The 23331-nt window shown below is 70.7% G+C and carries 27 protein-coding genes; 12 read left to right on the forward strand and 15 right to left on the reverse strand.

Annotation, left to right across the window (positions count from 1 at the left end; genetic code table 11):
* Positions 1 to 46: 46 nt before the first annotated feature.
* Positions 47 to 385 carry a helix-turn-helix domain-containing protein gene (locus tag ACFYXA_RS21870; protein ID WP_130441859.1) on the forward strand — a complete coding sequence of 113 codons (339 nt, stop codon included), beginning with the start codon at positions 47 to 49 and terminating at the stop codon, positions 383 to 385.
* Positions 386 to 466: 81 nt separating this feature from the next.
* Here the strand turns inward: ACFYXA_RS21870 and ACFYXA_RS21875 are convergent, their stop codons facing one another.
* From ACFYXA_RS21875 to ACFYXA_RS21885, 3 genes are all read right to left on the reverse strand, one after another.
* On the reverse strand, positions 467 to 1414 hold the full coding sequence (locus tag ACFYXA_RS21875; RefSeq protein WP_389035258.1) for a GNAT family N-acetyltransferase: 948 nt from the start codon (positions 1412 to 1414) through the stop codon (positions 467 to 469).
* 70 nt (positions 1415 to 1484) lie between these two features.
* Positions 1485 to 1940 (reverse strand): DUF6228 family protein, encoded by a 456-nt coding sequence (locus tag ACFYXA_RS21880; protein ID WP_389035261.1) that lies wholly within the window; start codon positions 1938 to 1940, stop codon positions 1485 to 1487.
* Positions 1941 to 2031: 91 nt separating this feature from the next.
* Complete coding sequence (locus tag ACFYXA_RS21885) at positions 2032 to 2535, reverse strand: NUDIX hydrolase (protein WP_389035265.1); 504 nt, start codon at positions 2533 to 2535, stop codon at positions 2032 to 2034.
* Positions 2536 to 2645: 110 nt separating this feature from the next.
* Here ACFYXA_RS21885 and ACFYXA_RS21890 point away from each other — a divergent pair, with 110 nt between their 5' ends.
* The 3 genes from ACFYXA_RS21890 (at position 2646) to ACFYXA_RS21900 (ending at position 4416) form a co-directional block, all read left to right on the forward strand.
* On the forward strand, positions 2646 to 3068 hold the full coding sequence (locus tag ACFYXA_RS21890) for a helix-turn-helix transcriptional regulator (protein WP_351091764.1): 423 nt from the start codon (positions 2646 to 2648) through the stop codon (positions 3066 to 3068).
* Positions 3069 to 3155: 87 nt separating this feature from the next.
* On the forward strand, positions 3156 to 3851 hold the full coding sequence (locus ACFYXA_RS21895; RefSeq protein ID WP_352246622.1) for a hypothetical protein: 696 nt from the start codon (positions 3156 to 3158) through the stop codon (positions 3849 to 3851).
* Between the two features lie 229 nt (positions 3852 to 4080).
* Positions 4081 to 4416, forward strand: a complete 336-nt coding sequence (locus tag ACFYXA_RS21900) for a DUF2516 family protein (protein WP_352246621.1) — start codon at positions 4081 to 4083, stop codon at positions 4414 to 4416.
* A gap of 145 nt (positions 4417 to 4561) precedes the next feature.
* On the opposite strand, the gene ACFYXA_RS21905 is transcribed toward ACFYXA_RS21900, so the two are convergent.
* The 3 genes from ACFYXA_RS21905 to ACFYXA_RS21915 all read right to left on the reverse strand — a co-directional run bounded on the left by ACFYXA_RS21905 (position 4562) and on the right by ACFYXA_RS21915 (position 8513).
* Positions 4562 to 5944, reverse strand: a complete 1383-nt coding sequence (locus ACFYXA_RS21905) for a PP2C family protein-serine/threonine phosphatase (protein WP_389035270.1) — start codon at positions 5942 to 5944, stop codon at positions 4562 to 4564.
* Between the two features lie 332 nt (positions 5945 to 6276).
* Positions 6277 to 7368, reverse strand: coding sequence for an NlpC/P60 family protein (locus ACFYXA_RS21910; protein WP_389035273.1), 1092 nt, complete (start codon positions 7366 to 7368; stop codon positions 6277 to 6279).
* A gap of 332 nt (positions 7369 to 7700) precedes the next feature.
* Complete coding sequence (locus tag ACFYXA_RS21915) at positions 7701 to 8513, reverse strand: class I SAM-dependent methyltransferase (protein WP_389035276.1); 813 nt, start codon at positions 8511 to 8513, stop codon at positions 7701 to 7703.
* Positions 8514 to 8753: 240 nt separating this feature from the next.
* Here ACFYXA_RS21915 and mshA point away from each other — a divergent pair, with 240 nt between their 5' ends.
* Together mshA and ACFYXA_RS21925 are read left to right on the forward strand one after the other, a co-directional pair.
* Entirely contained in the window at positions 8754 to 10091 is a 1338-nt protein-coding gene (gene mshA, locus ACFYXA_RS21920; RefSeq protein ID WP_352246617.1) for a D-inositol-3-phosphate glycosyltransferase, read from the forward strand.
* Positions 10084 to 10587, forward strand: coding sequence for a YbjN domain-containing protein (locus tag ACFYXA_RS21925; RefSeq protein ID WP_389035280.1), 504 nt, complete (start codon positions 10084 to 10086; stop codon positions 10585 to 10587). The genes mshA and ACFYXA_RS21925 overlap by 8 nt, the downstream gene beginning before the upstream one ends.
* Positions 10588 to 10596: 9 nt before the next feature.
* Here ACFYXA_RS21925 and ACFYXA_RS21930 read toward each other — a convergent pair whose 3' ends face one another.
* Complete coding sequence (locus ACFYXA_RS21930; RefSeq protein WP_389035283.1) at positions 10597 to 11403, reverse strand: AraC family transcriptional regulator; 807 nt, start codon at positions 11401 to 11403, stop codon at positions 10597 to 10599.
* A gap of 49 nt (positions 11404 to 11452) precedes the next feature.
* Here ACFYXA_RS21930 and ACFYXA_RS21935 point away from each other — a divergent pair, with 49 nt between their 5' ends.
* Entirely contained in the window at positions 11453 to 11920 is a 468-nt protein-coding gene (locus ACFYXA_RS21935) for a DUF2000 domain-containing protein (protein WP_352246614.1), read from the forward strand.
* 202 nt (positions 11921 to 12122) lie between these two features.
* Here the strand turns inward: ACFYXA_RS21935 and ACFYXA_RS21940 are convergent, their stop codons facing one another.
* Positions 12123 to 13484: an MDR family MFS transporter gene (locus tag ACFYXA_RS21940; RefSeq protein WP_389035287.1), complete on the reverse strand. Its 1362-nt coding sequence runs from the start codon at positions 13482 to 13484 to the stop codon at positions 12123 to 12125.
* 189 nt (positions 13485 to 13673) lie between these two features.
* On the opposite strand from ACFYXA_RS21940, the gene ACFYXA_RS21945 reads away from it, so the two are divergent.
* On the forward strand, positions 13674 to 14435 hold the full coding sequence (locus ACFYXA_RS21945) for a phosphoglyceromutase (RefSeq protein ID WP_351091742.1): 762 nt from the start codon (positions 13674 to 13676) through the stop codon (positions 14433 to 14435).
* 80 nt (positions 14436 to 14515) lie between these two features.
* On the opposite strand, the gene ACFYXA_RS21950 is transcribed toward ACFYXA_RS21945, so the two are convergent.
* The 5 genes from ACFYXA_RS21950 to ACFYXA_RS21970 form a co-directional block, all read right to left on the reverse strand.
* On the reverse strand, positions 14516 to 14812 hold the full coding sequence (locus ACFYXA_RS21950; protein WP_358799744.1) for a ribosomal protein L7/L12: 297 nt from the start codon (positions 14810 to 14812) through the stop codon (positions 14516 to 14518).
* A gap of 259 nt (positions 14813 to 15071) precedes the next feature.
* Positions 15072 to 15542 carry a hypothetical protein gene (locus tag ACFYXA_RS21955; protein WP_389035292.1) on the reverse strand — a complete coding sequence of 157 codons (471 nt, stop codon included), beginning with the start codon at positions 15540 to 15542 and terminating at the stop codon, positions 15072 to 15074.
* A 117-nt stretch (positions 15543 to 15659) separates the two neighbouring features.
* On the reverse strand, positions 15660 to 16670 hold the full coding sequence (locus tag ACFYXA_RS21960; RefSeq protein WP_389035295.1) for a hypothetical protein: 1011 nt from the start codon (positions 16668 to 16670) through the stop codon (positions 15660 to 15662).
* A 720-nt stretch (positions 16671 to 17390) separates the two neighbouring features.
* Positions 17391 to 17828, reverse strand: coding sequence for an arsenate reductase ArsC (locus ACFYXA_RS21965; RefSeq protein WP_389035298.1), 438 nt, complete (start codon positions 17826 to 17828; stop codon positions 17391 to 17393).
* Positions 17829 to 17966: 138 nt separating this feature from the next.
* On the reverse strand, positions 17967 to 18347 hold the full coding sequence (locus ACFYXA_RS21970; protein WP_389035301.1) for an ArsR/SmtB family transcription factor: 381 nt from the start codon (positions 18345 to 18347) through the stop codon (positions 17967 to 17969).
* An 80-nt stretch (positions 18348 to 18427) separates the two neighbouring features.
* On the opposite strand from ACFYXA_RS21970, the gene ACFYXA_RS21975 reads away from it, so the two are divergent.
* Positions 18428 to 18898, forward strand: a complete 471-nt coding sequence (locus ACFYXA_RS21975; RefSeq protein ID WP_389035304.1) for an ArsI/CadI family heavy metal resistance metalloenzyme — start codon at positions 18428 to 18430, stop codon at positions 18896 to 18898.
* A 91-nt stretch (positions 18899 to 18989) separates the two neighbouring features.
* On the opposite strand, the gene ACFYXA_RS21980 is transcribed toward ACFYXA_RS21975, so the two are convergent.
* Positions 18990 to 19481, reverse strand: a complete 492-nt coding sequence (locus ACFYXA_RS21980) for a DUF5959 family protein (RefSeq protein WP_389035307.1) — start codon at positions 19479 to 19481, stop codon at positions 18990 to 18992.
* An 84-nt stretch (positions 19482 to 19565) separates the two neighbouring features.
* Between ACFYXA_RS21980 and ACFYXA_RS21985 the strand changes: the two genes are divergently transcribed.
* On the forward strand, positions 19566 to 19736 hold the full coding sequence (locus tag ACFYXA_RS21985) for a hypothetical protein (protein WP_352246602.1): 171 nt from the start codon (positions 19566 to 19568) through the stop codon (positions 19734 to 19736).
* A gap of 527 nt (positions 19737 to 20263) precedes the next feature.
* Here the strand turns inward: ACFYXA_RS21985 and phoU are convergent.
* Positions 20264 to 20965, reverse strand: coding sequence for a phosphate signaling complex protein PhoU (phoU, locus tag ACFYXA_RS21990; RefSeq protein WP_352246601.1), 702 nt, complete (start codon positions 20963 to 20965; stop codon positions 20264 to 20266).
* A gap of 224 nt (positions 20966 to 21189) precedes the next feature.
* On the opposite strand from phoU, the gene ACFYXA_RS21995 reads away from it, so the two are divergent.
* Together ACFYXA_RS21995 and ACFYXA_RS22000 are read left to right on the forward strand one after the other, a co-directional pair.
* A complete protein-coding gene (locus tag ACFYXA_RS21995) occupies positions 21190 to 22608 on the forward strand; it encodes an ATP-binding protein (protein ID WP_352246600.1) in 1419 nt (472 codons plus the stop codon).
* Complete coding sequence (locus ACFYXA_RS22000) at positions 22605 to 23285, forward strand: response regulator transcription factor (protein ID WP_130441905.1); 681 nt, start codon at positions 22605 to 22607, stop codon at positions 23283 to 23285. The genes ACFYXA_RS21995 and ACFYXA_RS22000 overlap by 4 nt, the downstream gene beginning before the upstream one ends.
* The last annotated feature ends 46 nt before the right edge of the window (positions 23286 to 23331 follow it).

Consider the following 23331-nt stretch of genomic DNA (forward strand, 5'->3'; position numbering starts at 1 on the left):
ACTCCCTTATGATGAAGAACATTTGATGACAAAGAGGGGGAGACGAATGGCGAGCAGGCGTGCCGAGCACACGAACGTCTGTGGAGTGACCGCCGCGATCGCCGTGATCGACGGCAAGTGGAAGACCAGCGTGCTCTGGCTGCTGGAATCCGGCCCGCACCGCCCCGCCGAACTGCGCCGGCGGCTGCCGGGGCTGACGGAGAAGGTGCTGACCCAGGCGTTACGGGAGATGGAGGCCGACGGTCTCGTGCACCGGGAAGTGCACGACGTCCTCCCCCTGAAGACCGTCTACTCCCTCACCCCGTTCGGCCGTGAGCTGTCCGAGGCGCTGGCCCCCCTTTCCGACTGGGGCCACCGCCGCCTTGACGGGCTGGCCGCCTCCTGACCACCTGTCACCAGCCTCGCGGCAGGGCCGTCGGCTGCCAAGTACGCACAAAAAAGTGGGTACGCGGCATGGCCTTCCCGCCTACTCCGCGGCGGGGGCGAAGTCGTACGTGGACCACTCGGTGAGCGGGCGGTAGCCGAGGCGCTGGTAGACGGCGTTGCTCGTCGGGTTGGCCAGGTCCGCGAAGAGGACGACCTCCCGTGCGCCCGCCGCCAGCGCCGCCCGGCTCACCTCGGCCGTCACGGCGGCCGCGTAGCCGCGACCGCGAAGGTGGGCCGGGGTGTAGACGACGTCCACCTGGACCTGGCCGCCGATCAGCGGGTTCATGCCCGCGACGGAGACGGCGTCGCCGTCGGGGGTCTCCCACACCATGTAGCGCTTGTCGGCGTAGCGGGTGCCGGCCCAGGTGCCGGCGTCGATGGTGACGTCCTCGCCGACGGCCGCGGCGAACTCGCCGCACCAGTACATGACTTCCTCGAGGTCCTCGTCGCCCAGGAGGCGGGCCCGGCCGGCCGGGTGCGGGTCCGGCGGGGTGAGCGTGCCGAGGCCGTACAGGCAGAGCCGGGTGGCGCGGAGCGCCGGCGTCGCGCCGGTGCGCCGCTGCCAGGCCTCGGCGAAGGCGGTGGCGGTGTCGTGGTCCGCGCTGACGGCGGGGAGGGGGTGCCCGAGGGCGGCGAGACGGTCGGCGAGGCCGTCGGCCTGCTCGGGGGTGAGCGGGGTGGGGGCCACAGCGCGGGGCCGGAGCCGGTGGAAGGCGGCCTCGACCTCGCCCGCCCGCTCCAGCACACCGAAGACGGGAGCCTCGGTGCAGCCGAACGCCTCCGCCCCCCGCGCCCGAAGCCTCTCGGCCCACGTCAACTGCATGACATGCCGCCCCGGCCGGGACCGCAGGAACCCTCCGGCAAGGGCGAGGTATTCGTCCACGTCCTCGGTGAGGCGCCATCGCCCGACATCCGGGCCACTGCCCGGACGGCGCCGGTCGCCTCGCGTGGTGTCGCCTTCGGTGGTCTGCACGTCATCGGGGAGCATGCTTGATGATGCCCCACCCCGAGGCCGCGCCCCACGCTTTTGAGTCAGCGCGACGGGGCGCCGGCGGGCGTCACCCGTGCTCTTCGGCGAGGAAGCGCCGGACGTCGGCTGCCAGGGACGCCATCTGCTCGCCGGCCTCCAGCCATGTGGTCGCCGAGGCGCTCCAGCCGCCGGCGGCTCGGGGCCAGGGGCGCAGGGTCCAGGTCAGCCCGACGTGGCCGCCCGACCGGAAGACGGCCGACACCGCCAGGTCACGGTCGTCGGTCTGCCAGTGCCGCTCACCGTCCCACCCGCGGTAGTCCGCGGCCAGTCCTTTCAGGAATCCGGGGAGGCCGCTGTCCCGGACCCAGGCGACCACCTCGTCGACGCGGGCGGTCAGGCCCGGGGCCCGCAGCTCGACGGCGTAGTGCACGCAGTCCGCGTCGAGGCCGAACCGGTCGCAGAGGGTCACGCCGACGGAGGCGTTGTCCCGGCAGCGGATGGTCACGCCGGTCTTGTCGTCGGTGTCGGTGTCCAGGGAGGTCATGGGGGGAACGGTAGGTCGGCGTCGCGTTGGGCGTCGGCGGGATTCTTCCCCGTACGAGCGGGTGTCCCGGTCCGTGACGAGGTGGGCGAGGTCAGGACTGCGTGGTCCGGAACGTGAGGTACCGGTTGAAGGCTTCGCGGCTGTCGGGGGTGAAGTTCCACTCCTGCAGGGCCGACCGGAGTTGCGGCTCGGTCAGCCAGGCGTGCCAGGCGACCTCCTCAGGATCGGCGGTCACGATGTCCGGCGCCACGGCCTCGTGCACGCCGAGCCAGTGAGGGCTCAGACCGCTGCGGTTGAGGAACGTGAACAGCAGGCGGGGCCGCACCCGCACGCCCAGCTCTTCGGCCAGCTCCCGCGCGGCGGCCTGCTCGTAGGACTCGCCGGCATTCACGGCACCGCCGACCAGGACCTCGTAGAGCCCGGGGAAGCGCGACAGGTGCTCCGACCGGCGGTGGACGAGGATCCGCCCGCGCTCGTCACGGCACACGGTCACGGCGACCCGGTGCAGCCACCCCTCCCGGACGGCCTCCCGGCGGCTGACCACCGCCCCCAGCCCACGATCCCGATCGTCGACACGCTCCACCAGTTCATCCATGACCGGCACTCTGGCAGGGCCTACCGACAACACCCCCCGGCACCGAGCGAAACCGCACTTTTGCAAGCGGGTGCTTGCAATTGTTAGCGGGAGTGAGGCACTGTGGAGGCATGGCATCGCTCAACGTCGGCAATCTCGGTGAGTACCTGCGCGAGCAGCGACGAAACGCTCAGCTCTCGCTGCGGCAGCTCGCCGACGCCGCCGGGGTGTCCAATCCGTACCTGAGCCAGATCGAGCGAGGGCTGCGCAAGCCCAGCGCCGAGGTGCTGCAGCAGGTCGCCAAGGCCCTGCGGATCTCCGCCGAGACGCTCTACGTGCGCGCGGGCATCCTGGACGCCGAGCGGGACCGTGACGAGGTCGAGGTGCGGGCCGTCATCCTTGCCGACCCCGCGCTCACCGGGCAGCAGAAACAGGTGCTGCTCCAGATCTACGAGTCCTTCCGCAAGGAGAACGGGTTCGCGCCCGGCGACGGCGCCGTGGACTCCCGGGACCTCGGCGGCAGCGACGCCGATCCGCAGCAGACGGCCGGTTGACCGGACCAGGGGACCGGACGCCGGCTGCGGATCCGCACCAACCGATATCGACGAACCTCAAGAACGCGACTACGGGAGACCAACACCATGGCCATCAGCGACGACCTGCGCAAGACCCTCAGCGACCCGACCCCGCTCTACTTCGCCGCGGGCACCGCCGACCTGGCCCTCCAGCAGGCGAAGAAGGTGCCGGGTCTGGTGGAGCAGCTGCGCACGGAGGCCCCGGCCCGTTTCGAGGCCGTCCGCAACACCGACCCCAAGGCCGTGCAGGAGAAGGCCGCCGCCCGTGCCAAGGAGGCCGGCGCCAAGGCCAAGGAGGCGCAGGAGTCCTTCCAGAGCAAGGTCGGCGAGTTCCTCGGCAGCCTCGACGGCGACCTGAAGAAGCTGGGCAGCACGCTCGACGCCGACCTGAAGAAGCTCGGCGAGTCCGCCCAGGACTTCGCGCTGCGCGGTGTCGGCGTCGCCGCCGAGTACGCCGTCAAGGCCCGTGAGACCTACGAGAAGGTCGCCGAGCACGGCGAGCAGGCCGTGCGCACCTGGCGCGGCGAGGCCGCCGAGGAGATCGAGGAGCTGGCGATCGTCGTCGAGGGCAAGGAGGACACCACGCCCGGGACGGTGACCGAGATCAAGACCGAGCCGAAGCCCGCCCCGGCGCCCGTCGCCACCCCGGCCGAGGCCAAGGTCGACCCCCTGACGGCGAAGAAGCCCGCGCCGGCCCCCAAGAAGGCCCCGGCCCCCCGCAAGACCCCCACGGCGAAGAAGACGACCCCGCCGGCCAAGTGAGACCGACCGCGCCGGACGGGCACGTACGAAGACGGCGTGACCGCGGGCGAAGCGGACGCGGCGAACACGCCGAAGGGCCGGGCACTCCTGGAGTGCCCGGCCCGTTGTCCGGGTAGCGGGAGTGAGGTTGCGGGTACGGTGACCGCGTAGAACCGAGAACGAACCGGGCGGAACGAGCAGGCCCGGTCAAGTCGGAGTCGTGCCGAGTCGGGTGGTGGACGTAGTGCTGATGCAAGGTTTCGCAGGGTTCATGTCTCTGCTGAGCCTGGCCCTGATCGTGTTCAGCGGCTTCGCTCTCGTCGACGCGGCGATCCGCCGCGAGGACGGCTACCGGGCTGCCGACAAGCAGACCAAACCGTTCTGGATGATCATCCTCGGCCTGGCCTTCGTGGTGAACCTGATCTTCCCGATCCTGTCGTTCCTGCCGGTCATCGGCCTGGTCGCGACCATCGTGTACATGGTCGACGTGCGCCCCGCCCTGCGCTCCCTCCCCGGCGGCGGCCGCCCCCGCCGAGGCGGCTCCAGCAGCGACGGCCCCTACGGCCCGTACAACGGCGGCCGCTGAACGCCGCTCCCGCCGCATCACCGCCGGCGGGACACCGCCGACCAGGCGCCACCGCTGGTCATGCACGACCGCCGTTCAGGCGCCACCGCTGATCAGGCAGCACCGCCGACCAGGCGACACCGCCGATCCGCCGCCGCGACCGTGGTCACGGCACGCGGTCGAGCAACACCACCGCCACGTCGTCCGTCAGCTCCCCGCCGTTGAGCTCCCGCACCTCGTTGACGGCGGCCCGCAGCAGATCCTCGCCCTGGAGGCCCGAGGCCAGCTGGCGGCGGATCATCTCCACCATGCCGTCCTGGCCCAGCCGCTCACGCCCCTCGCCGACGCGGCCCTCGATCAGTCCGTCGGTGTAGAGCATCAGGCTCCACTGCGCGCCCAGCTCGACCTGCATCCGCGGCCAGCGGGCGCCCGGCAGCAGGCCGAGGGCCGGGCCGTTGTTCTCGTAGGGCAGCAGCCGGGCAGGCCGGTCCGGGCGGGCGATCAGCGGTGCCGGGTGACCGGCCAGGCACAGGCCCGCACGGCGGCCGTCGGGCGCGATGTCCACCGTGCACAGCGTCGCGAAGATCTCGTCGTCGTCGCGCTCGTGCTCCAGCACCTGCTGCAGTGTGTTCAGCAGCTCGTCGCCGCACAGCCCGGCCAGCGTCAGTGCCCGCCAGGCGATGCGCAGCTCCACCCCGAGCGCCGCCTCGTCCGGGCCGTGCCCGCAGACGTCGCCGATCATGGCGTGGACGGTGCCGTCCGGGGTGCGGACGGTGTCGTAGAAGTCGCCGCCGAGCAGCGCGCGCGAGCGGCCGGGGCGGTAGCGGGCGGCGAAACGCAGCGGCGAGCCCTCCAGGAGGGGCGTCGGCAGCAGGCCGCGCTCCAGGCGGGCGTTCTCCTGCGCGCGCAGCTTGCCCTCGGCGAGCCGCCGCTCGGCGGTGTCCGACCGCTTGCGCTCCACGGCGTACCGGATGGCGCGGCTGAGTAGCCGGCCGTCCAGCTCGTCGCGGAACAGGTAGTCCTGGGCGCCCACCCGCACGGCCTGCGCGCCGCGCTCGGCGTCGCCGGACGCGGTGAGCGCGAGCACGGCGTGCCGGGGCGCGAGCTTCAGGACATGCCTGAGTACGGCCAGCTCGTCGTCGTCGGCGGTGCGTCCGGGCGCGGGCAGCGCGAGGTCCAGCAGGATGCAGTGGACGTCGTCGGTGAGCAGCCGCTCGGCCTCGGTGAGGTTGCGGGCGGTGCGCACACGGATCGGCTTGCCGGCCGAGTCGATCAGGCCGGGGACGATCGGGGCGGCCGCGGGGTCGTCCTCGATCAGCAGCAGTGTCAGGTTGGTGTGGGCGGCGGCGCTCACACCGGGAGGGACGCGGTCGCCCTTGGTGGCGGCGTCGTCCCCGACCGTGGGGTTCTTCGCTTCGTCGCGATGGTCGTTCCGGTCGTCCGTGCGCGGGGCTTCTTCCTTGGAGGGGCCGCCGACTGCGGGCGCGGCCTGCGCCTGACCACACTCCACGGCCGGGATCGCTCTCTGCCGCGGTACGGGTACGGGCATTGTCCTGGGTTCCTTCCCTCCCCCCGAGGGCATGGCGGGTACGAGGGACCTCGACCCACCGACGGGGACCATAGCGGCAGAAAGGGCCGCAGCGGAATGGTCCACAGCACGCCGCTTGATCTCAGACCGGCGTCATATGCCGCCAATTGTGGCGCAGTTGGGCAGGGTGGGACCGGTGCGGGGATGACGAACGTCACGTCGGCGCGTGGTTTGCCGACGGGTTGAGGTGCGGTGGGTCACGTGGGCGGTGTCACGGGCGGGCGCACCCTCGGTCAGGCGCGCCCTCAGCCCCGTACATGCCGTACGTCCCGTGCGCCGCGGCCGGAGCGCCCTCACGCGTCCGGGCGGACCACCCCGAGTATCGGCATCGAGCCGGCGCCCGCGACGGTGATCGTCCGGCCCGGGCGCGGGGCGTGGATCATCTTCCCGTCGCCCAGGTAGAGCGCGATGTGGCTGGCGTCGTCGAAGTAGACGATGAGGTCCCCGGGGCGCATGTCCTTGACGTCGACGCGCGTCAGCTGCCGCCACTGCTCCTGCGAGGTCCGCGGGACCTGGACACCGGCGGACGCCCAGGCCTGCGACGTCAGACCGGAGCAGTCGAAGGACTCCGGCCCCTCGGCGCCCCACACGTACGGCTTGCCGAGCTGCGCGGTCGCATACGCGATGGCCTGCTCGCCCTGCGGGCCGGCCTGGCTGTCGACGCCGGCCAGGGCGCCGCTGTCCAGCCAGGCGGTCTGCGCCCGCTGGGCGGCCTGCTCCTGGAGCCGGGTGAGGCGGTCCCGCTCCTCCTGCTCCAGCTCCGATTCCAGCTTCTCGGCGGCCGCGATCTGCTGCTCGACCTTCTTCTGGGCCGTCGCCTTGGCCTTGCGGTTGGCCTCCAGCTTCTGCCACTGGGCCGAGGCGTCCTTGGCGTACTGCTCCAAGTCCTGCTGGGTGCGGGTCAGTTCGCCGAGCAGTCCCTCGGTCGCCCGCTGGCCCTGCCGGGCCCGGCCCGCCCCGTCGAGGAACTCGCCCGGGCTGTCGCTGAGCACCAGCTTCGCCTCGTCGGGCAGACCGCCGCCCCGGTACTGGGCGCGGGCCGCGGCGCCGGCGCGGTCCTTCAGGCCGGCCAGCGCCTCACGGCCCTCGGCGATCTTCTTCGCCAGCTCCACGATCTCCGTGGACTGCTTCTCCGCCTGCTCCTCGGCCGCGTTGTAGGCGTCGGTGGCGACCGCGGCGTCGTGGTACAGCGCGTCGAGCCTGGTGCGCACCGCCTCCAGGTCCGTGTCGGACGACGGCGGCAGGGTCAGATCGGGGTTCGTGGTGGGGAGCGGCGTGGGCGTGGGAGCCGGGGCCGCGAAGGCGGTGCCCGGAACCGTCAGCACAGTGACCGCGCAGACCGCGGCCACCGCCGCCGCGATCAGGCTGCGCTTGCCCCTACCCATACATCCCCCAAGACCTGATTTCCCGTCAGTAACATACGGTCACCCGGGGGATCGTGCCACGCCGCGCCGGAAAACGACAGGGTCTGTCCCACCCCGTCCTCACCTGCCGTGAGGATCTCCCCGCCATGTGTGACGAACACCTCGCGGAGATCGTTCCCGACGGGCGGTCAGGGCGGTCAGGGCGGTCAGGGCGGTCAGGGCGGTCAGGGCGGTCAGGGCGGTCAGGGCGGTCAGGGCGGTCAGGGCGGTCAGGGCGGTCAGGGTGATCGGCGGAGTCGTACGACGGCAGGCCGCGCCCGGGGCGCCCGGTCTCAGCCCCCCGTGTCCGCCTTTCACCCCCGAGGTGCCAGCGCCTCCCACCGCACCGTCACTTCGCCCTGCCGCCACCGCCCCGGCCCGTCCGCCACCGGCCAGTCCGCGGTGAGGTCCCGCACCGCCCGTATCCACCGCTGGCGCGCGCCGTACGACGCGTAGGGCGCCGCCGCCGCCCAGGCGCGGTCGAAGTCGCGGAGGAACGCGTGCACGGGCTCGCCGCGCACGTTCCGGTGGATGAGCGCCTTGGGGAGTCGTTCGGCGAGGTCGGAGGGGCGGTCCAGGGAGCCGAGCCGGGTGGCGAAGGTGACCGTCCGCGGCCCCTCGGGCCCGAGCGCGACCCACACGTGCCGCCGCCCGACCTCGTCGCAGGTCCCCTCGACGAGCAGTCCCCCGCGGGAGCCGTCCGCCGCCGGCGCGAGCCGTGCGCACAGCCGCTCCCAGACACCGCCGACTTCCTCCTCGTCGTACTGCCGCAGCACGTTGGCGGCGCGGATGAGGTGCGGCCGGTGGGGGAGCGGGATCTCGAAGCCGCCGTGGCGGAAGACGAGGCCGTCGCGTTCGTACGGCTTCGCGGCGGCCACCCGGGCCGGCTCGATCTCGACGCCCACCACGCGCGCGTGAGGCGCGACCGACCGCAGCCGGCCCAGCAGTTCGACGGCGGTCCAGGGGGCCGCGCCGTAACCGAGGTCGACGGCGACGGGGCGGCCCGCGCGGCGCAGCTCGGCGCCGTGCACGGCCGCGATCCAGCGGTCCATGCGGCGCAGCCGGTTGGGATTCGTCGTCCCGCGCGTGACCGTCCCCACGGGGCGGGACGGTGCGCGGGAAACCATGCCTACGAGTATGCGGTGCCCGCGCGGGCACCCGATCCCCCAGGCGCGGCCGCTGAAGGCCTCCCGGGCGGGCCGGACGCCGCCCACCCTCGAACGGTTGAGCGACCCCGGTAACGCTCAGGCAAAAACCGCCCCCGGGGAGTCCCTTCCAGGAATGGGAACGTGCCCTTCCGGTGTTCCTCCCCCCGGAGGGCGCCCCACACCCTCCGCCCGGCATGCCCGCAGCAAGGAGGACCGCCAGTGAGCCAGTACGGCAGCAGGCTCGGGCGTCGCTCTACGACGGCAACCCCACGCCGCAGACTGCACCGCCGTCCCCGCCGTGTCGCCATGCTCTCCGTGCACACGTCACCGCTCCACCAGCCCGGCACCGGGGACGCCGGCGGCATGAACGTCTACATCGTGGAACTCGCCCAGCGCCTCGCCGCGCTCAACATAGAGGTCGAGATCTTCACCCGCGCCACCACCGGCGGTCTGCCCCCCACCGTCGACCTGGCACCCGGCGTCCTCGTCCGCCACGTCGACGCCGGCCCCTACGAGGGCCTCGCCAAGGAAGACCTCCCCGCCCAGCTGTGCGCCTTCACGCACGGCGTGATGCAGGCCTGGGCCGGCCACCGCCCCGGCTACTACGACCTCGTCCACTCGCACTACTGGCTCTCCGGCCACGTCGGCTGGCTCTCCGCCCAGCGCTGGGGCGCCCCCCTCGTGCACGCCATGCACACCATGGCCAAGGTCAAGAACGCCAACCTCGCCGACGGCGACACCCCCGAGCCCGCCGCCCGCGTCATCGGCGAGACCCAGATCGTCGAAGCCGCCGACCGCCTCATCGCCAACACCGCGGAGGAGGCCGACGAACTCGTCCGCCACTACCGCGCCGACCCCGGCAAGGTCGCCGTCGTCCACCCCGGCGTCAACCTCGACCGCTTCAGCCCCGCCGACGGCCGCGCCGCCGCCCGCGCCCGCCTGGGCCTGCCGCAGGACGCCCTGATCCCGCTCTTCGCCGGCCGCATCCAGCCGCTCAAGGCCCCCGACGTCCTGCTGCGCGCCGTGGCCGTCCTCCTCGAGAAGCGGCCCGACCTGCGCTCCCGGCTCGTCGTCCCCGTCGTCGGCGGCCCCAGCGGCAGCGGCCTCGCCAAGCCGGAGGGGCTGCAGAAGCTGGCCGCGCGCCTGGGCGTCTCCGACGTCGTACGGTTCCGCCCGCCGGTCGGGCAGGAGCAGCTCGCGGACTGGTTCCGGGCCGCCTCCGTCCTCGTCGTCCCCTCCTACAGCGAGTCGTTCGGCCTGGTCGCCATAGAGGCGCAGGCGGCCGGCACACCGGTGCTCGCCGCGTCCGTCGGCGGACTCCCGGTGGCCGTGCGCGACGGTGAGACGGGCTTCCTCGTCGAGGGCCACGACCCGGCTGCCTACGCGCGCGTGCTCGCCGAGTTCGCCGACCGCCCCGAACTCCCCGCCCGCATGGGCGCGGCAGCCGCCCGGCACGCCCAGTCCTTCGGCTGGGACACCGCGGCGGCGGCCACCGCCGACGTCTACGCGGCCGCGACGCAGGCGCACCGCCGTCGCGTACGCTCCCAGCATGGGTGATGCCGAGAAGACCGCCGCGCAGGTCATCGAGGACGTCCTGAAGGACGCCGAACTGGAATGGGAGCGTCCCGAGCCGGGCAACTACGTCGTCCAGCTCCCCGGCACGCACAAGCTGAAGACGACGCTGTCGCTCATCGTCGGCCGCCACTCCCTCTCCCTGAACGCCTTCGTCATCCGCCACCCCGACGAGAACGAGGCCGGCGTCCACCGCTGGCTCCTGGAGCGCAACCTCAAGCTGTACGGCGTGAGTTACGCCGTCGACCAGCTCGGCGACGTCTACGTCACCGCCCGTCTCCCCCTCGCCGCCGTCACCGCCGACGCGACCGACCGTCTCCTCGGCCAGGTCCTGGAGGCCGCCGACGGGGCCTTCAACACCCTTCTGGAGCTGGGCTTCGCCACCGCGATCCGCCGCGAGTACGCCTGGCGCGTCTCCCGCGGCGAGTCCACCCGCAACCTGGACGCCTTCGCCCATCTGACGCGGCGGGAGGCGCAGTGAGCACGCCGGTCAGCGGACGGCGGACTTGCGCGCGTACCGTCCCGGAGTGACCCCGACCCACTTCCTGAAGTGGCGGGTGAGATGGGACTGGTCGAAGAAGCCGCTGGCCGCCGCCACCTCCCCCGGCGGCAGACCGCCGAGCAGCAGTCCGCGGGCCCGTTCGAGGCGGCGGGACGTCAGATACTGGTGCGGCGCGATGCCGTACGCCGTGCTGAACGCCCGCACGAGGTGCGCCGGGTGAGCGCCCAGCAGCCGGGACGCCTCGTCCAGGACGACGCCCTCCAGGACGCGCTCGTCGAGGAGTTCGCGGAGCCGACGGGCCAGGACCGGGTCGCGGCGGACGGATTCCACGGGGCCTTGAGGGCCTTGGGGACGCAGATGCGAGCGCAGCCGCTCGCCGATCAGCGTCAGCCGGCTGTCCGCCTCCAGTTCGCCGCCGGGCCCGGTGAGCGCCGTGTGCAACTGCCCGACGCGCTGCCGCAGCACGGGATCCCGCAGGTCGGGACCGTCGACGGCGGCGCCGATCAGATCCGCGCCGAGCACGCTCGCGTCGAGGTACAGCACCCGCTTGCGGAAGCCGCCCGGGGTGGCGGCGGAGCCGTTGTGCGGCACGTGCGGCGGCAGCAGCGTCACCGTGTCGTGCGGGGTGCCGTGCTCGTGCCGCTCCAGGTCGTACCGCACGGCCCCGGCGTCCACGATGAGCAGCGTCCACACGTCGTGCACGTGCATCGGGTACGCGTGGTCGGTGAAGTGGGCGTGGAAGACCTCGACGACGCCCGGGACACGCGGGCGCCAGGCGGAGACGTCGGCGACCATGCAAAGAACGTACAAGACCCCGCCGTGGCGGGGGCGGCAGTCTCGCCACATGAGCACGCACCCGAACCCGAACCCGCATGCGGACGCCGACGCCGGTGACGCCCCCGTCCGCTTCGACACGAAGATCGCCGTCATGCTGCGCGGGGACCTGGAGACCTGGCAGCGCCTGAACGTCACCGCGTTCCTGGTCAGCGGCCTGGGCACCCGGATCCCCGAGGTGATCGGGGAGCCGTACGAGGACGCGGACGGCGTCGGCTACCTGCCGATGCTCCGTCAGCCGGTGATGGTCTTCGAAGCGACGAAGGAAGCGCTGACGACGGCCCACGCGCGCGTGCTGTCCCGGGCCCTCCCGCGCGCGGTGTTCACCTCGGACCTCTTCGCCACCGGCAACGACCGCGACAACCGTGCGGCGGTGCGGGCGGTGCGGACCGACGCCCTGGACCTGGTGGGCCTCGCGGTGTACGGCCCGCGGAACGCGGTGGACAAGGTGGTGAAGGGGGCGCGGATGCATCCCTGACGCCCTCGCTGCCGGCGGGGTTCGGGGAGGGGACCGGTCGGCCCGTAGTGGACCGGTCGGCCCGTAGCGGACCGGGCGGCCGGAGGAGGCGGCGGCCGGGAGGGGGGCCGGGCGGCCGGTAGAAGGTCAGACGGCCGGGAGGGGGCCGGGCGGCCGGTAGCAGGTCAGGCGGCCGGGTGAGGGCCGGGCGGCCGGTAGCGGGTCAGGCGGCCGGGGTGACCTCGGGCTTGCCGCACGCGGCCCCGCTCGCCGCCCGAGGCGCGTCCTCGGCCGCGTCGGCCGGCCCCGCCGGAGACACCGCCTCGACCTCGTCAGCAGGCTCCGCCCTCTCCGCCCCGTCGGCCCCCTCGGCCGCTCGCGTCTCCTCCGCCGGAAGCCACCGGGTCAGCACGGCGAACCCGACGCCCGCCACCGCCCCGACGACGGCGCACAGCCCCCACAGCCACTCCGCCCCGAACCGGTCGATGACGAGACCGGAGAACACCGGGGCGATCAGCGAGGCCACCGCCCACGACATCGTGTACATGCCCTGGTAGCGCCCGCGCCCGTGGACGGGGGAGAGGCGCACGACAAGACCGGTCTGGGTGGGCGCGTTGACGATCTCGGCGAGCGTCCACACGCAGACCGTGAGCGCGAAGACCCCGACCGACCCGGCGAAGGCGGTGAGCCCGAAACCGGCCCCGGCGAGCACGGACGACACGAAGAGCAGCCGCCCGGGGTCACGGTGCTGGATGAACCGGGTGACCGGGATCTGCAGGACGACGATGAGGACGCCGTTGACGGCGATGGCCATGCCGTAGTCGGCCGGCGTGAACCCGGCCTCGCCCATCGCCACCGGCAGGCCGATCGCGCCCTGCTGGAAGATGAAGGCGACGGCGAAGGACAGCCCGACGAGCCCCATGAACCGCCCGTCGCGCAGCACGGAGCCGAGACCGACGGCGCTCTCCTCGACGGACGCGGCCTCCCGCACCGGCCGCGACTCGGGGAGCTTGAGGAAGACGACGACCGCGCAGAGCAGGGTCATCCCGCCCTCGATGAGGAAGCCGGCGAGGTAGCTGAACTCGGCGACGAACCCGGCGCCCATGGAGGAGACGGCGAAACCGAGGTTGATGGCCCAGTAGTTGAGCGAGAACGCCCGGACGCGGTCCTCGGGCCGCACGATGTCGGCCATCATCGCCTGCACGGCGGGCCGGGAGGCGTTGGAGGCCGCGCCGACGAGGAGGGCGACGGCCGCGATGGCGACGGGATGCTCCATGAAGCCGAGCAGCGTCACCGACAGACCGGTGGCCACCTGGGCGACGAGCAGCGTGGGCCGCCGCCCGAGCCGGTCCGCCATCACACCGCCGGCGAGGGAGGAGAGGACGCCGCCGAGCCCGTAGAGGGAGGCGACGACACCGGCGTAGACGGCGGAATAGCCGCGTTCGAGCGTCAGATACAGGGCCATGAAGGTGGCGACGAACGCCCCGAGCCGGTTGACGAGGGTGCTGGTCCACAACCACCAGAACTCCCGGGGCAACCCGGAGACGCTCTCGCGGGCGGCACGTCTCAAAGAGGCGACGGACACAGGGATCCCCCGAACGGTAAGAGGCACGGTAAGAGACACGCACCGGAGGTGCATGTAAGAGGCGTAGACGGTGTCGACAACTTACGAGCACGGGGATGCCGATGGCCACTCGATTAACAGATCCCGTCAACCGTCCGCTCTGCGGGCGGGGCGCACCCCCGCCCAAAGGCTTGGATTACGCTCATACGCATGGCCGACGCACCGTACAAGCTGATCCTGCTCCGTCACGGCGAGAGCGAGTGGAACGCGAAGAACCTGTTCACCGGCTGGGTGGACGTCAACCTCAACGAGAAGGGCGAGAAGGAGGCGGTCCGCGGCGGTGAGCTGCTGAAGGACGCCGACCTGCTCCCCGACGTGGTCCACACCTCGCTCCAGAAGCGCGCGATCCGCACCGCGCAGCTCGCCCTGGAGTCCGCCGACCGCCACTGGATCCCCGTCCACCGCTCCTGGCGCCTGAACGAGCGCCACTACGGCGCCCTCCAGGGCAAGGACAAGGCCCAGACGCTCGCCGAGTTCGGCGAGGAGCAGTTCATGCTGTGGCGCCGCTCCTACGACACCCCGCCGCCGCCGCTCGAGGACGGCACGGAGTTCTCCCAGTCCGACGACCCGCGCTACGCGACGATCCCGCCGGAGCTGCGCCCCCGCACGGAGTGCCTCAAGGACGTCGTCATCCGGATGCTCCCCTACTGGTACGACGGCATCGTCCCCGACCTCCTCACCGGCCGCACGGTCCTGGTCGCCGCCCACGGCAACTCCCTGCGCGCCCTGGTCAAGCACCTCGACGGCATCTCCGACGCCGACATCGCCGGCCTGAACATCCCGACGGGCATCCCCCTGTACTACGAACTCGACGCCGACTTCAAGCCGCTGACCCCGGGCGGCAAGTACCTCGACCCCGAGGCGGCAGCAGCAGCCATCGAGGCAGTCAAGAACCAGGGCAAGAAGAAGTAACGCGACACCAGCAAGCCCCCGACCTGCGGTTTCCTGGCAGGTCGGGGGCTTTTTGGTGGGGCTGGGCCGTCTCTGGGCCGTCAGGGCGACGGGGCCGCGCGCTCTCCGGGCTCCGGCTCCTGTCTCCACTCCGCTCTGGCGCCGGCGCTCTGGAGCACAGCAACAGCGGACTGGGCCCTGGACGCAGACAGACCCCCAAGGAGGGTCACGGGGGCTTGGCGCGCCAGGACCCGGCTGTGCCACAAGCTTTGCCCGGTCACTTTTCGCACTGCCAGGACCACATCCATCTCGCGGGGCCCGCAGTCGACGAGCACCACCTCGTGGGACGGGTCGTCGCAGAGCAGCGTGTAGTACTCGGTGGAGTCTTCGTCGGACATCTCGCCCTCCTGCCTCAGCGAACGGGAGCGTATGCGCCCTCGAAGACGGCAGCCACGGCTGGGGCTGGACACAACGGCTCGACGGACGACGCCCGCCAGCACTCACAGAAAACGGATGCAACGGATACGTTGTATCCGGAGCGGTCGCCCTCACGGATTTACGAGGTCACTTTGGCGCGAGCTCGATCACTCGATCACTCGTGCCAAAGCAGCTCCAAGTCATCCCAAAAATCGCGCAGTTCCCTTGGCCTCCAGACGGCTATCTCTTTTTTCTCTTTGGGCCTACGAACCCGTTGAGATTGGGGCTTACGTCATTGATCTCAACGTACGCCGAGTAGAGGCGCGGGACGAGAAAAATGAAGATCACCAGGACGTAGGAGCTAATCGCTGCAGAAAGGGCCGCCCAGAATCCGTAAAGGTGGCCTTCTTTGGTCACGCTTACATTCATCCCGATAACCAGTGAGGCTACGTCAAACGCGCATAGGAGAGAACCGGTAAGGAGGTGTGCAGCCGTCTCGTCGAGCATCCCTTTTTCTACTTCATAACGGCTGACTTCGGAAGCGCCCACCCATTCTTTGATTTTAAGTCTAAGGGTAGACAGGTGGGTAAATGCACTCAACATTCCACCTGCCAGTAGAGCGACCCCAGTCAGCAGCGCTCCGGGAGTAGAAAGGTGCCCTTTTCTTAGCCACATAAGGAGGAAGACTGTTATTGGGATGAGGAGCGCCAAGCGTGCCAAGACATCGGGTCGGGGAGGCGCGTACCTGCCGTCTGTCAAACCCTTCCAGTGGCCACGCAGGACTGGGATGAAGTTGAACCGACTAAACAACTCATGCCTCCCCCTCGGTTAGGAGACGGGCCAGTCGATGCCCAGTTTCGCCGCAGGCTGGATCCCCAATGCCGTCTCTCTCACCGCAGCATAGAACCTGGGTGTGACAGGCGGGTGGTCCTCGGACAGGCGGTACGTGAAAACATCGGTCATCTGCGTGGGCTTCACACGCTTGACCTGGCCGTCAGGGTCCTCGATCTGTACCCAGCCATCGTCCAGGTCCATGTCTGCAATCTGTGGACCAACGATTGCCGCCAACTGCCTGGCGCCCTGCTCGTTGGTGACGCCGGCCTCTTCAAACCCTTCTGCCTGCTTATTGCGCCGATACCAGCCCTGCACAACCTGCACGGTCCTTTCCAATCTTCCCGAGACGGCAAGGGATGCAGTTATTTCCACATCCTTCACGGTGCGGGTTCTGCCGGCAGTAATGGCGTGCCGCACCAGTACGAGGGTCTGGGCCTGGCCTTCGCGAATCATCTCGGCAAGACGGTCTTCATTAGCTAGGGGGGATGCGGAGATTCGCCACCAGACGCCTTCGTTGTTTCCCTGAGTGGCCTCGTCGCGGGATTTCTTAGTCATCCATCTGATGAGTGGTGCTACAGGACAAGATCGGCCGATCGACTCGACGGCAAGAATGCCGCTGTCACCTTCCTCGGGAAAGGTGAAGATCACACGAAACAGATTGCTTGCAGCTTTGTCCTTGATGTCGGTGTCGCTCCCCGTGGCGTCTCCAATCGCCTTCTCGTGGCTGCCAAATTTGCCCGCCCAGACGGTGGCTCGGATGGTGTTTTCAACGGTCCGCACTTCCTCGACGCGCAGCGCAGGCTTGCCGAACGTCCCTTCTGTCTCCACCTCGGCTTGGCCGTCATCTGTGGGGTCGCCTACTGCCGTACCAGCAGAAAGGATCTTCAGAATAGACTCAGCTATCTCCTGGTACGGCTCCCCCTTGCAGTCAGCGAGGTCCAGAGGGGTTCGCTTGGAGCCGCGGAATACCTGGAAGGTGAAAAGGCGGTAGCCGTAGGAGGTCATGTCCGTTCCTGGGATCGAAGTTCTGCTTACTCGAAGCTGAAGGGCCGTCAGTCAGGTTACGGCACGGCTAGAGACGGCCTTCGGAAAGAAATGGCACTGAGTGTCTCGGCTTCCTGCGGAATCCTGCATTCCTAGAAACAGAAGATCGATAAGCGCTTCTCCATGTCACAGAGTGCCAATCTCCGCGCGTATACCGGTCACGCTTTGTGAGGAAGGTCTCGCGAGGTGGACGGATGTCGATGCGTTGCGTCCAGGGCGGAGGTCTTCGTGGCTTGCTCTGGTTGAAGGAACCGGCAGCGTGGCTGAGGCGGGTGGGGGTGCAGCGAGGCATACGCGTGCGTGATCGGTCGGCTCGCCCGCCGTCGTGGCTGACTGTCGTCGGCCGAGGTTCAGACGGGGCGCATCGAAGGTGCCGACCGTCAGCAGGGCGCGGCAAAGCTGGGCCGTCCCTGGGCCGTCCGGGGTCGCTCGATAGTGGCCAATGACGACCATCAGGCGCACGAGCCCACCGCCCCCGACCAGCAAAAACCCAGCTCACCAAGATCCCCATCAAGACCCCGGGCAAGAAGAAGTAAGCGGACGCGAACAGCCCCCTGCCTGCGGTTTCCTTGCGGGCAGGGGGCTTCTCGCTGCTTCCGGGTCGTCAGGGCGATGGAGCCGTGCGCTTTCCTGGGTGCGACTCCTGTGATCGGGCTCTGGAGTCAGGCCGGGACTCGGGGATCACCCCGAGTTGCACTTATGGCTGGCCGTCGGGGTGAGTTCGTCGGTCAGGATGCGGATGCGCTTTTCGATCTCGTCGCGGATCGGGCGGACCGCTTCGACTCCCTGTCCGGCCGGGTCGGGGAGTTCCCAGTCCAGGTAGCGCTTGCCGGGGAAGACCGGGCAGGTGTCGCCGCAGCCCATCGTGATGACGACGTCGGACGTCTGGACTGCCTCCACGGTGAGCACCTTCGGGGCCTCGGCCGAGATGTCGATGCCCACCTCCGCCAGGGCCTCCACCACGGCGGGGTTCACGGTGTCGGCGGGGGCGGACCCGGCGGAGCGCACCTGAATGCGGTCGCCCGCCAGTCGGGTGAGGAAGGCGGCAGCCATCTGGGAGCGGCCGGCGTTGTGGACGCAGACGAACAGTACGGAGGGGCGCGCGTCGGGAGTGGGCATCACGGGTGTCTTTCTGAGCGGAGCCTGAGCGGAGCGGGTCAGGGGGCGGCGAGTTCGGGTTCGCCGTCGGTTGCGGACTGGCGGCCAGAGCGGTCTACCCCACTGCCTCAGCCGGGGGCCGGGGGCCGAGCGATGCGCTCACGCGGTCGCCTCGTCCGTCCTCGCCGTTGCAAGGAAGGCCGACAGTCGGTCCAGGGTTCCGGGAAGGGCCCAGTAGTACACCCACGTCCCGCGACGCTCGCAGTCGATCAGCCCCGCCTGGCGGAGCAGCTTGAGGTGATGCGAGATCGTCGGCTGCGAGAGGTCGAAGGCCGGGGTCAGGTCGCACACGCAGACCTCGCCGCCCGACGGCGAAGCAATCATCGACAGCAGCCGCAGCCGGACCGGGTCCCCCAGCGCCTTGAAGATCTTCGCCAGGCCGGCCGCCTGGACGTCATCCAGAGGGGCGGTCACCAGCCCTGGGCAGCAGGCGGCGGGCCCGTCATCCTGCCCGACCACCACGAGTTCTTGCTTCGACATTCTTCTATGTTGACGTTTCTCGATTCAAGGCGCAAGCTCTGTATTGACAGACATCAATGCAAGCAGATCGGAGTCACGTCATGTCCCGTGCTCAGCTCGCCCTGCGCGTCAGCGACCTCGAAGCCTCGATCACCTTCTACTCGAAGCTCTTCGGCGCCGAACCGGCCAAGCGCCGCGAGGGCTACGCCAACTTCGCCGTCGCCGAACCCCCGCTCAAGCTCGTCCTGATCGAGGGCGAGCCCGGCGAGGAGACCCGCCTGGACCACCTCGGCGTCGAGGTCGAGTCGACCGGCCAGGTCACCGCCGCCACCGCCCGGCTCAAGGAGGCCGGCCTGGCCACCTTCGAGGAGAACGACACCTCCTGCTGCTACGCGCTCCAGGACAAGGTGTGGGTCCACGGCCCCGGCAAGGAGCCGTGGGAGGTCTACGTCGTCAAGGCCGACGCCGACACCCTCGGCGAGAGCGCCGGCCCCGATGGCACCGGCGACGGCTGCTGCACCAGCCAGGCCACCGACGAGGCCCCGGCCGCTGTCGGGTGCTCCTGCGGCTGACCAGCCCACCGAGCGGCGGCGTGGTCGACGACGGGACGTCAGCTCACGCTCTCGAGGCAGGACTCAGGTGCTGCCTCGCGCTGACTGGGCATCATTCCCCGGCGCGCCGCCACTCGTAGGCGCCGGGTGACGTCTCGACGACCTCTCGGGGGTAGGCCTCGCGTACCCGGGCATGCAGGTCGCGCTGTTTCCTGGCCCAGGCCTCCGGGGGCGCGCACAGCGGGACGGTGACCTTGACGCCGGACGACGGTCCGTCGTGGACGGACACCCGGACCCCGCGGTTCTTGTCGGGCTTGAACTTCATCGACGGGGTTCGCCCGGTGTCGAGCCACAACGCGGACCGCCCGGACTCCAGGGCCGTCAAGGCGTCCTCCCAGTCCTCCAGGTCCTCGGGGAGGAGCGTCACGGGGAAGGACGCGGTCACCGATTCCGCAGCGATGACGATCTCGCAGTCGAGGAAGTCGTGGCCGGTCAGGATTCCGGGGCGACAGCGCCCCAGGACGCGCACGGCGACGCTGTTGCCGCCGGCGTCGGGCCTGTCGGCCAGGTGGATCAGCTCGATGACGCCATCCGTCGCGCCCATGTGTCCCTCCCCGAAGTGAACAGGCGCGATCATCCTGCTGCTGGACCCCGTGCGCTGTACAGTCCGGGCAGGGGAGGGGGCTCCGTGCGCGACAGGCGTTCGCTGGGGGACAGGTTCCGGGGGACCGGCGACCGCATCAAGTGGACGCTTCTGGTGTTCCTGATGTTCGGCCTGCTGGCCTTCGTCCTCGTCAGCTTCCTCGGCTTCCTCTTCTTCTGGTTTGTCGTCCCGCTCGCTGTTCTCAACGGCCCATGAGGGGCCGCCGTGAGGCCCGTGGGGCCCTGCGGAGGTGGGTCGGGCGCTGATGGCCCATGTACGGAGCAGAAGGGGCCCGGGCGGAACGCCGGGCCCCTTCAGTGGCGGTGGGCTGTCAGCCGCACTGGCACGGGCTTCCCGACTGGCACCCGCACCCGCAGCCCGAGCCGCAGCCGCACGCCGCGATCAGGGGCAGGCTCCTGATCTGCGCGGGCTGTTCGGTCGGGCGTTCCTGGGTGGGGGCCGCCGGGCTGGAGGTGCTGGGAGCTTCGGCCATGGGTTCCTCCTGGAGGCCTGAAGGCTGGAGCGCCTTGTTGCCCATTGCATGCCCCTCCCGGCGGGCGCATCAACGGCGCACGGAGGCTCCGCCGCGCCCGGGGCTCGCTCCTCCGCGCCGACGCGCCAACACGCGGACGCGCCAACACGCGGACGCGCCGACAGGCCAACGCGCCAACGCGCCAACGGGCCGACACGCCGACGCGCCGTCGCGGACGGCCGCCTCCCCGGGCCCACGAGCCCGCCGCCGGCTACGCCCCCTCCGACCCCGGCACCGGCTGGATCTCCGTCGGCAGGTCCTGCTGGAGTTCGTCCGCGTGTTCGCCGGTCACCAGGAACACCACCCGCTTCGCGACCGCCACCGCGTGGTCGGCGAAGCGTTCGTAGTAGCGGCCCAGCAGGGTGACGTCCACCGCCGTCTCGATGCCGTGCTTCCAGCGGTCGTCGATCAGGTGCTGGAACAGCGTCCGGTGCAGCAGGTCCATCTCGTCGTCGTCCGTCTCCAGCTGGAGCGCGAGATCGACGTCCTTCGTGATGATCACCTCGGCCGCCTTGGCCATCAGGCGCTGCGCCAGCTGGCCCATCTCCAGGATGGTGGCGTGCAGGTCACGCGGCACCGCCCGCTCCGGGAAACGCAGCCGAGCCAGCTTCGCCACATGCTGGGCGAGGTCGCCCGAGCGCTCCAGGTCCGCCGACATGCGCAGCGACGTCACCACTATGCGCAGGTCCGTCGCGACCGGCTGCTGCCGCGCCAGCAGCGCGATGGCCCGCGCCTCCAGGTCGTGCTGAAGCTCGTCGACCTTCTGGTCGGCCTCGATCACGCTTTCTGCCAATTTGAGATCGGCGTCGAGGATGGCGGTCGTGGCGCGTCCGACTGCCGACCCCACCAGCCGGGCCATCTCCACCAGACTGTCGCCGATCGAGTCCAGTTCCTCGTGGTACGCGTCCCGCATCAGGGTTCCCTCTCGTACGTCGTTCTTCAGGGGCTCCGGGGGCCGGGACCGGCCGTGGAACCGGCGCTGTGAACCCCACGGTGCCACGGTCCGCCCCGTACGCGTCGGTTTCCGTCACCTCAAATGAACCACCACTGGCTCCAAGGTGAACTCTGGGCGACGAGTGTCCGAGGTCCCACACCGATGGCTGTGGCCAGGCCGGACGCCATGCCTAACCTGGACGCATGGACGTGAACGCGGCGGTCGCCGCAGCGGCTGCGATCGCCGGGGTGCTCACCGGCGTCATCGCCATGCTGGCGTTCCGTTGGAGCGAACGCGACCAGAAACGACCCACCAGGACCTCCTTGCACACCGATGCCGTCCTCCCTCCGGGTGTGGACACCGTCCTGTCCGTCCTCCGTTCCTCGGCCGTCGTCCTCGACGAGGCCGACGCCGTCGTCAAGGCCAGTTCGGCGGCGTACGCCCTCGGCCTCGTCCGCGGCGGGAAACTCGCCGTCGAGCCGATGCTCCAGATGGCCCGCGACACCAGACGCGACGGGGAGATACGCCAGGTCGAACTGGATCTGCCCAGACGGGGCACCGGCCGGGGCGAGGCCCTCGCCGTCTCCGCCCGTGTGGCGCCCCTCGGCTCCCGCCTCGTCCTGCTCCTCGTGGAGGACCTCACCGAGGCCCGGCGCATCGAAGCCGTACGACGCGACTTCGTCGCCAACGTCAGCCACGAGCTGAAGACGCCCGTCGGCGCGCTCTCCCTGCTCTCCGAAGCCGTCATGGACGCCTCCGACGACCCGGAGGCCGTGGAACGCTTCGCCGGCCGGATGCAGATCGAGGCCACCCGGCTCACCAACCTGGTCCAGGAGCTCATCGACCTCTCCCGCGTGCAGAACGACGACCCCCTGGAGGACGCCGAGCCCGTCGCGGTCGACGAACTCGTCACCGAGGCCGTCGACCGCTGCCGCCACCAGGCCGGCGCCAAGCAGATCACCATGGCCGCCGCCGGCGCCTCCGGCCTGCGCGTCCACGGCAACCGCGGCCAACTGGCCGCTGCCCTCGGCAACCTCGTCGAGAACGCCGTCAACTACTCGCCCGCCCGCACCCGCGTCGGCATAGCCGCCCGCAGGGTGACCGCCCCCGGCGGCGACCTGATCGAGATCGCCGTCACCGACCAGGGCATCGGCATCTCCGACAAGGACAAGGAACGCATCTTCGAGCGCTTCTACCGCGTCGACCCCGCCCGCTCCCGCGCCACCGGCGGCACAGGCCTCGGACTGGCCATCGTCAAGCACGTGGCCGCCTCGCACGGGGGCGAGGTCACCGTGTGGAGCGCCGAGGGGCAGGGCTCCACCTTCACACTCCGGCTCCCGGAAGTGGCCGCCCGCCGCCGCACCGACCCCTACGGCGCCGACGACGACCACCCCTACGGGGACGACGGCGCGTACGGCGACGACGCCGACCTCTACGCCGACGGCGTCTACGACCAGGACCCCGGCCCCTACGACCCCGACGCGCCCGCCGGCGGCGCCCGCCGCGCCTCACCTCCCCCGGGCCCCGGCCCCTCCCCGGGGACCCCGGAACACCCCGCAACTCCCGCATCCCCCGACTCAACCGCGTACCAGACGCTTTCCGCCCCGGAGGTCCTTCCGTGACCCGAGTGCTCGTCGTCGAGGACGAGGAGTCCTTTTCCGACGCCCTGTCGTACATGCTCCGCAAGGAGGGTTTCGAGGTCGCCGTCGCGACCACCGGGCCCGACGGGCTGGACGAGTTCGAGCGCAACGGCGCCGACCTCGTCCTCCTCGACCTGATGCTGCCGGGACTGCCCGGCACGGAGGTGTGCCGGCAGCTGCGCGGCCGCTCCAACGTCCCCGTGATCATGGTGACCGCCAAGGACAGCGAGATCGACAAGGTCGTCGGCCTGGAGATAGGCGCCGACGACTACGTCACCAAGCCGTTCTCCTCGCGCGAGCTGGTCGCCCGGATCAGGGCCGTCCTGCGCCGGCGGGGCGAGCCGGAGGAGACGACACCCGCGGCGCTGGAGGCGGGGCCGGTCAGGATGGACGTCGACCGGCACGTCGTGACCGTCGCCGGCTCGAAGATCGACCTCCCGCTGAAGGAGTTCGACCTGCTGGAGATGCTGCTGCGCAACGCGGGCCGCGTCCTCACCCGTATGCAGCTCATCGACCGCGTCTGGGGCGCCGACTACGTGGGCGACACCAAGACCCTCGACGTCCACGTCAAGCGCCTGCGCGCGAAGATCGAGCCCGACCCGGGCGCGCCCAGGTACCTGGTGACGGTACGGGGGCTCGGCTACAAGTTCGAGCCGTAGGCCGTCACGGCCGGCCGGGAGCGGTCACCGAAGGCATGACGAAGGG

The sequence above is a fragment of the Streptomyces sp. NPDC002566 genome (assembly GCF_042889585.1).
In the GTDB taxonomy this organism is placed as follows: domain Bacteria; phylum Actinomycetota; class Actinomycetes; order Streptomycetales; family Streptomycetaceae; genus Streptomyces.

Excerpts from the sequence above, each read along its gene's own strand:
- ACFYXA_RS21870 (WP_130441859.1), top strand. The coding sequence starts at position 47 with ATGGCGAGCAGGCGTGCCGAGCACACGAACGTCTGTGGAGTGACCGCC.
- ACFYXA_RS21875 (WP_389035258.1), bottom strand. The coding sequence starts at position 1,414 with ATGCTCCCCGATGACGTGCAGACCACCGAAGGCGACACCACGCGAGGC.
- ACFYXA_RS21880 (WP_389035261.1), bottom strand. The coding sequence starts at position 1,940 with ATGACCTCCCTGGACACCGACACCGACGACAAGACCGGCGTGACCATC.
- ACFYXA_RS21885 (WP_389035265.1), bottom strand. The coding sequence starts at position 2,535 with ATGGATGAACTGGTGGAGCGTGTCGACGATCGGGATCGTGGGCTGGGG.
- ACFYXA_RS21890 (WP_351091764.1), top strand. The coding sequence starts at position 2,646 with ATGGCATCGCTCAACGTCGGCAATCTCGGTGAGTACCTGCGCGAGCAG.
- ACFYXA_RS21895 (WP_352246622.1), top strand. The coding sequence starts at position 3,156 with ATGGCCATCAGCGACGACCTGCGCAAGACCCTCAGCGACCCGACCCCG.
- ACFYXA_RS21900 (WP_352246621.1), top strand. The coding sequence starts at position 4,081 with ATGCAAGGTTTCGCAGGGTTCATGTCTCTGCTGAGCCTGGCCCTGATC.
- ACFYXA_RS21905 (WP_389035270.1), bottom strand. The coding sequence starts at position 5,944 with ATGCCCGTACCCGTACCGCGGCAGAGAGCGATCCCGGCCGTGGAGTGT.
- ACFYXA_RS21910 (WP_389035273.1), bottom strand. The coding sequence starts at position 7,368 with ATGGGTAGGGGCAAGCGCAGCCTGATCGCGGCGGCGGTGGCCGCGGTC.
- ACFYXA_RS21915 (WP_389035276.1), bottom strand. The coding sequence starts at position 8,513 with ATGGTTTCCCGCGCACCGTCCCGCCCCGTGGGGACGGTCACGCGCGGG.
- ACFYXA_RS21925 (WP_389035280.1), top strand. The coding sequence starts at position 10,084 with ATGGGTGATGCCGAGAAGACCGCCGCGCAGGTCATCGAGGACGTCCTG.
- ACFYXA_RS21930 (WP_389035283.1), bottom strand. The coding sequence starts at position 11,403 with ATGGTCGCCGACGTCTCCGCCTGGCGCCCGCGTGTCCCGGGCGTCGTC.
- ACFYXA_RS21935 (WP_352246614.1), top strand. The coding sequence starts at position 11,453 with ATGAGCACGCACCCGAACCCGAACCCGCATGCGGACGCCGACGCCGGT.
- ACFYXA_RS21945 (WP_351091742.1), top strand. The coding sequence starts at position 13,674 with ATGGCCGACGCACCGTACAAGCTGATCCTGCTCCGTCACGGCGAGAGC.
- ACFYXA_RS21950 (WP_358799744.1), bottom strand. The coding sequence starts at position 14,812 with ATGTCCGACGAAGACTCCACCGAGTACTACACGCTGCTCTGCGACGAC.
- ACFYXA_RS21960 (WP_389035295.1), bottom strand. The coding sequence starts at position 16,670 with ATGACCTCCTACGGCTACCGCCTTTTCACCTTCCAGGTATTCCGCGGC.
- ACFYXA_RS21965 (WP_389035298.1), bottom strand. The coding sequence starts at position 17,828 with ATGCCCACTCCCGACGCGCGCCCCTCCGTACTGTTCGTCTGCGTCCAC.
- ACFYXA_RS21970 (WP_389035301.1), bottom strand. The coding sequence starts at position 18,347 with ATGTCGAAGCAAGAACTCGTGGTGGTCGGGCAGGATGACGGGCCCGCC.
- ACFYXA_RS21975 (WP_389035304.1), top strand. The coding sequence starts at position 18,428 with ATGTCCCGTGCTCAGCTCGCCCTGCGCGTCAGCGACCTCGAAGCCTCG.
- ACFYXA_RS21980 (WP_389035307.1), bottom strand. The coding sequence starts at position 19,481 with ATGGGCGCGACGGATGGCGTCATCGAGCTGATCCACCTGGCCGACAGG.
- phoU (WP_352246601.1), bottom strand. The coding sequence starts at position 20,965 with ATGCGGGACGCGTACCACGAGGAACTGGACTCGATCGGCGACAGTCTG.
- ACFYXA_RS21995 (WP_352246600.1), top strand. The coding sequence starts at position 21,190 with ATGGACGTGAACGCGGCGGTCGCCGCAGCGGCTGCGATCGCCGGGGTG.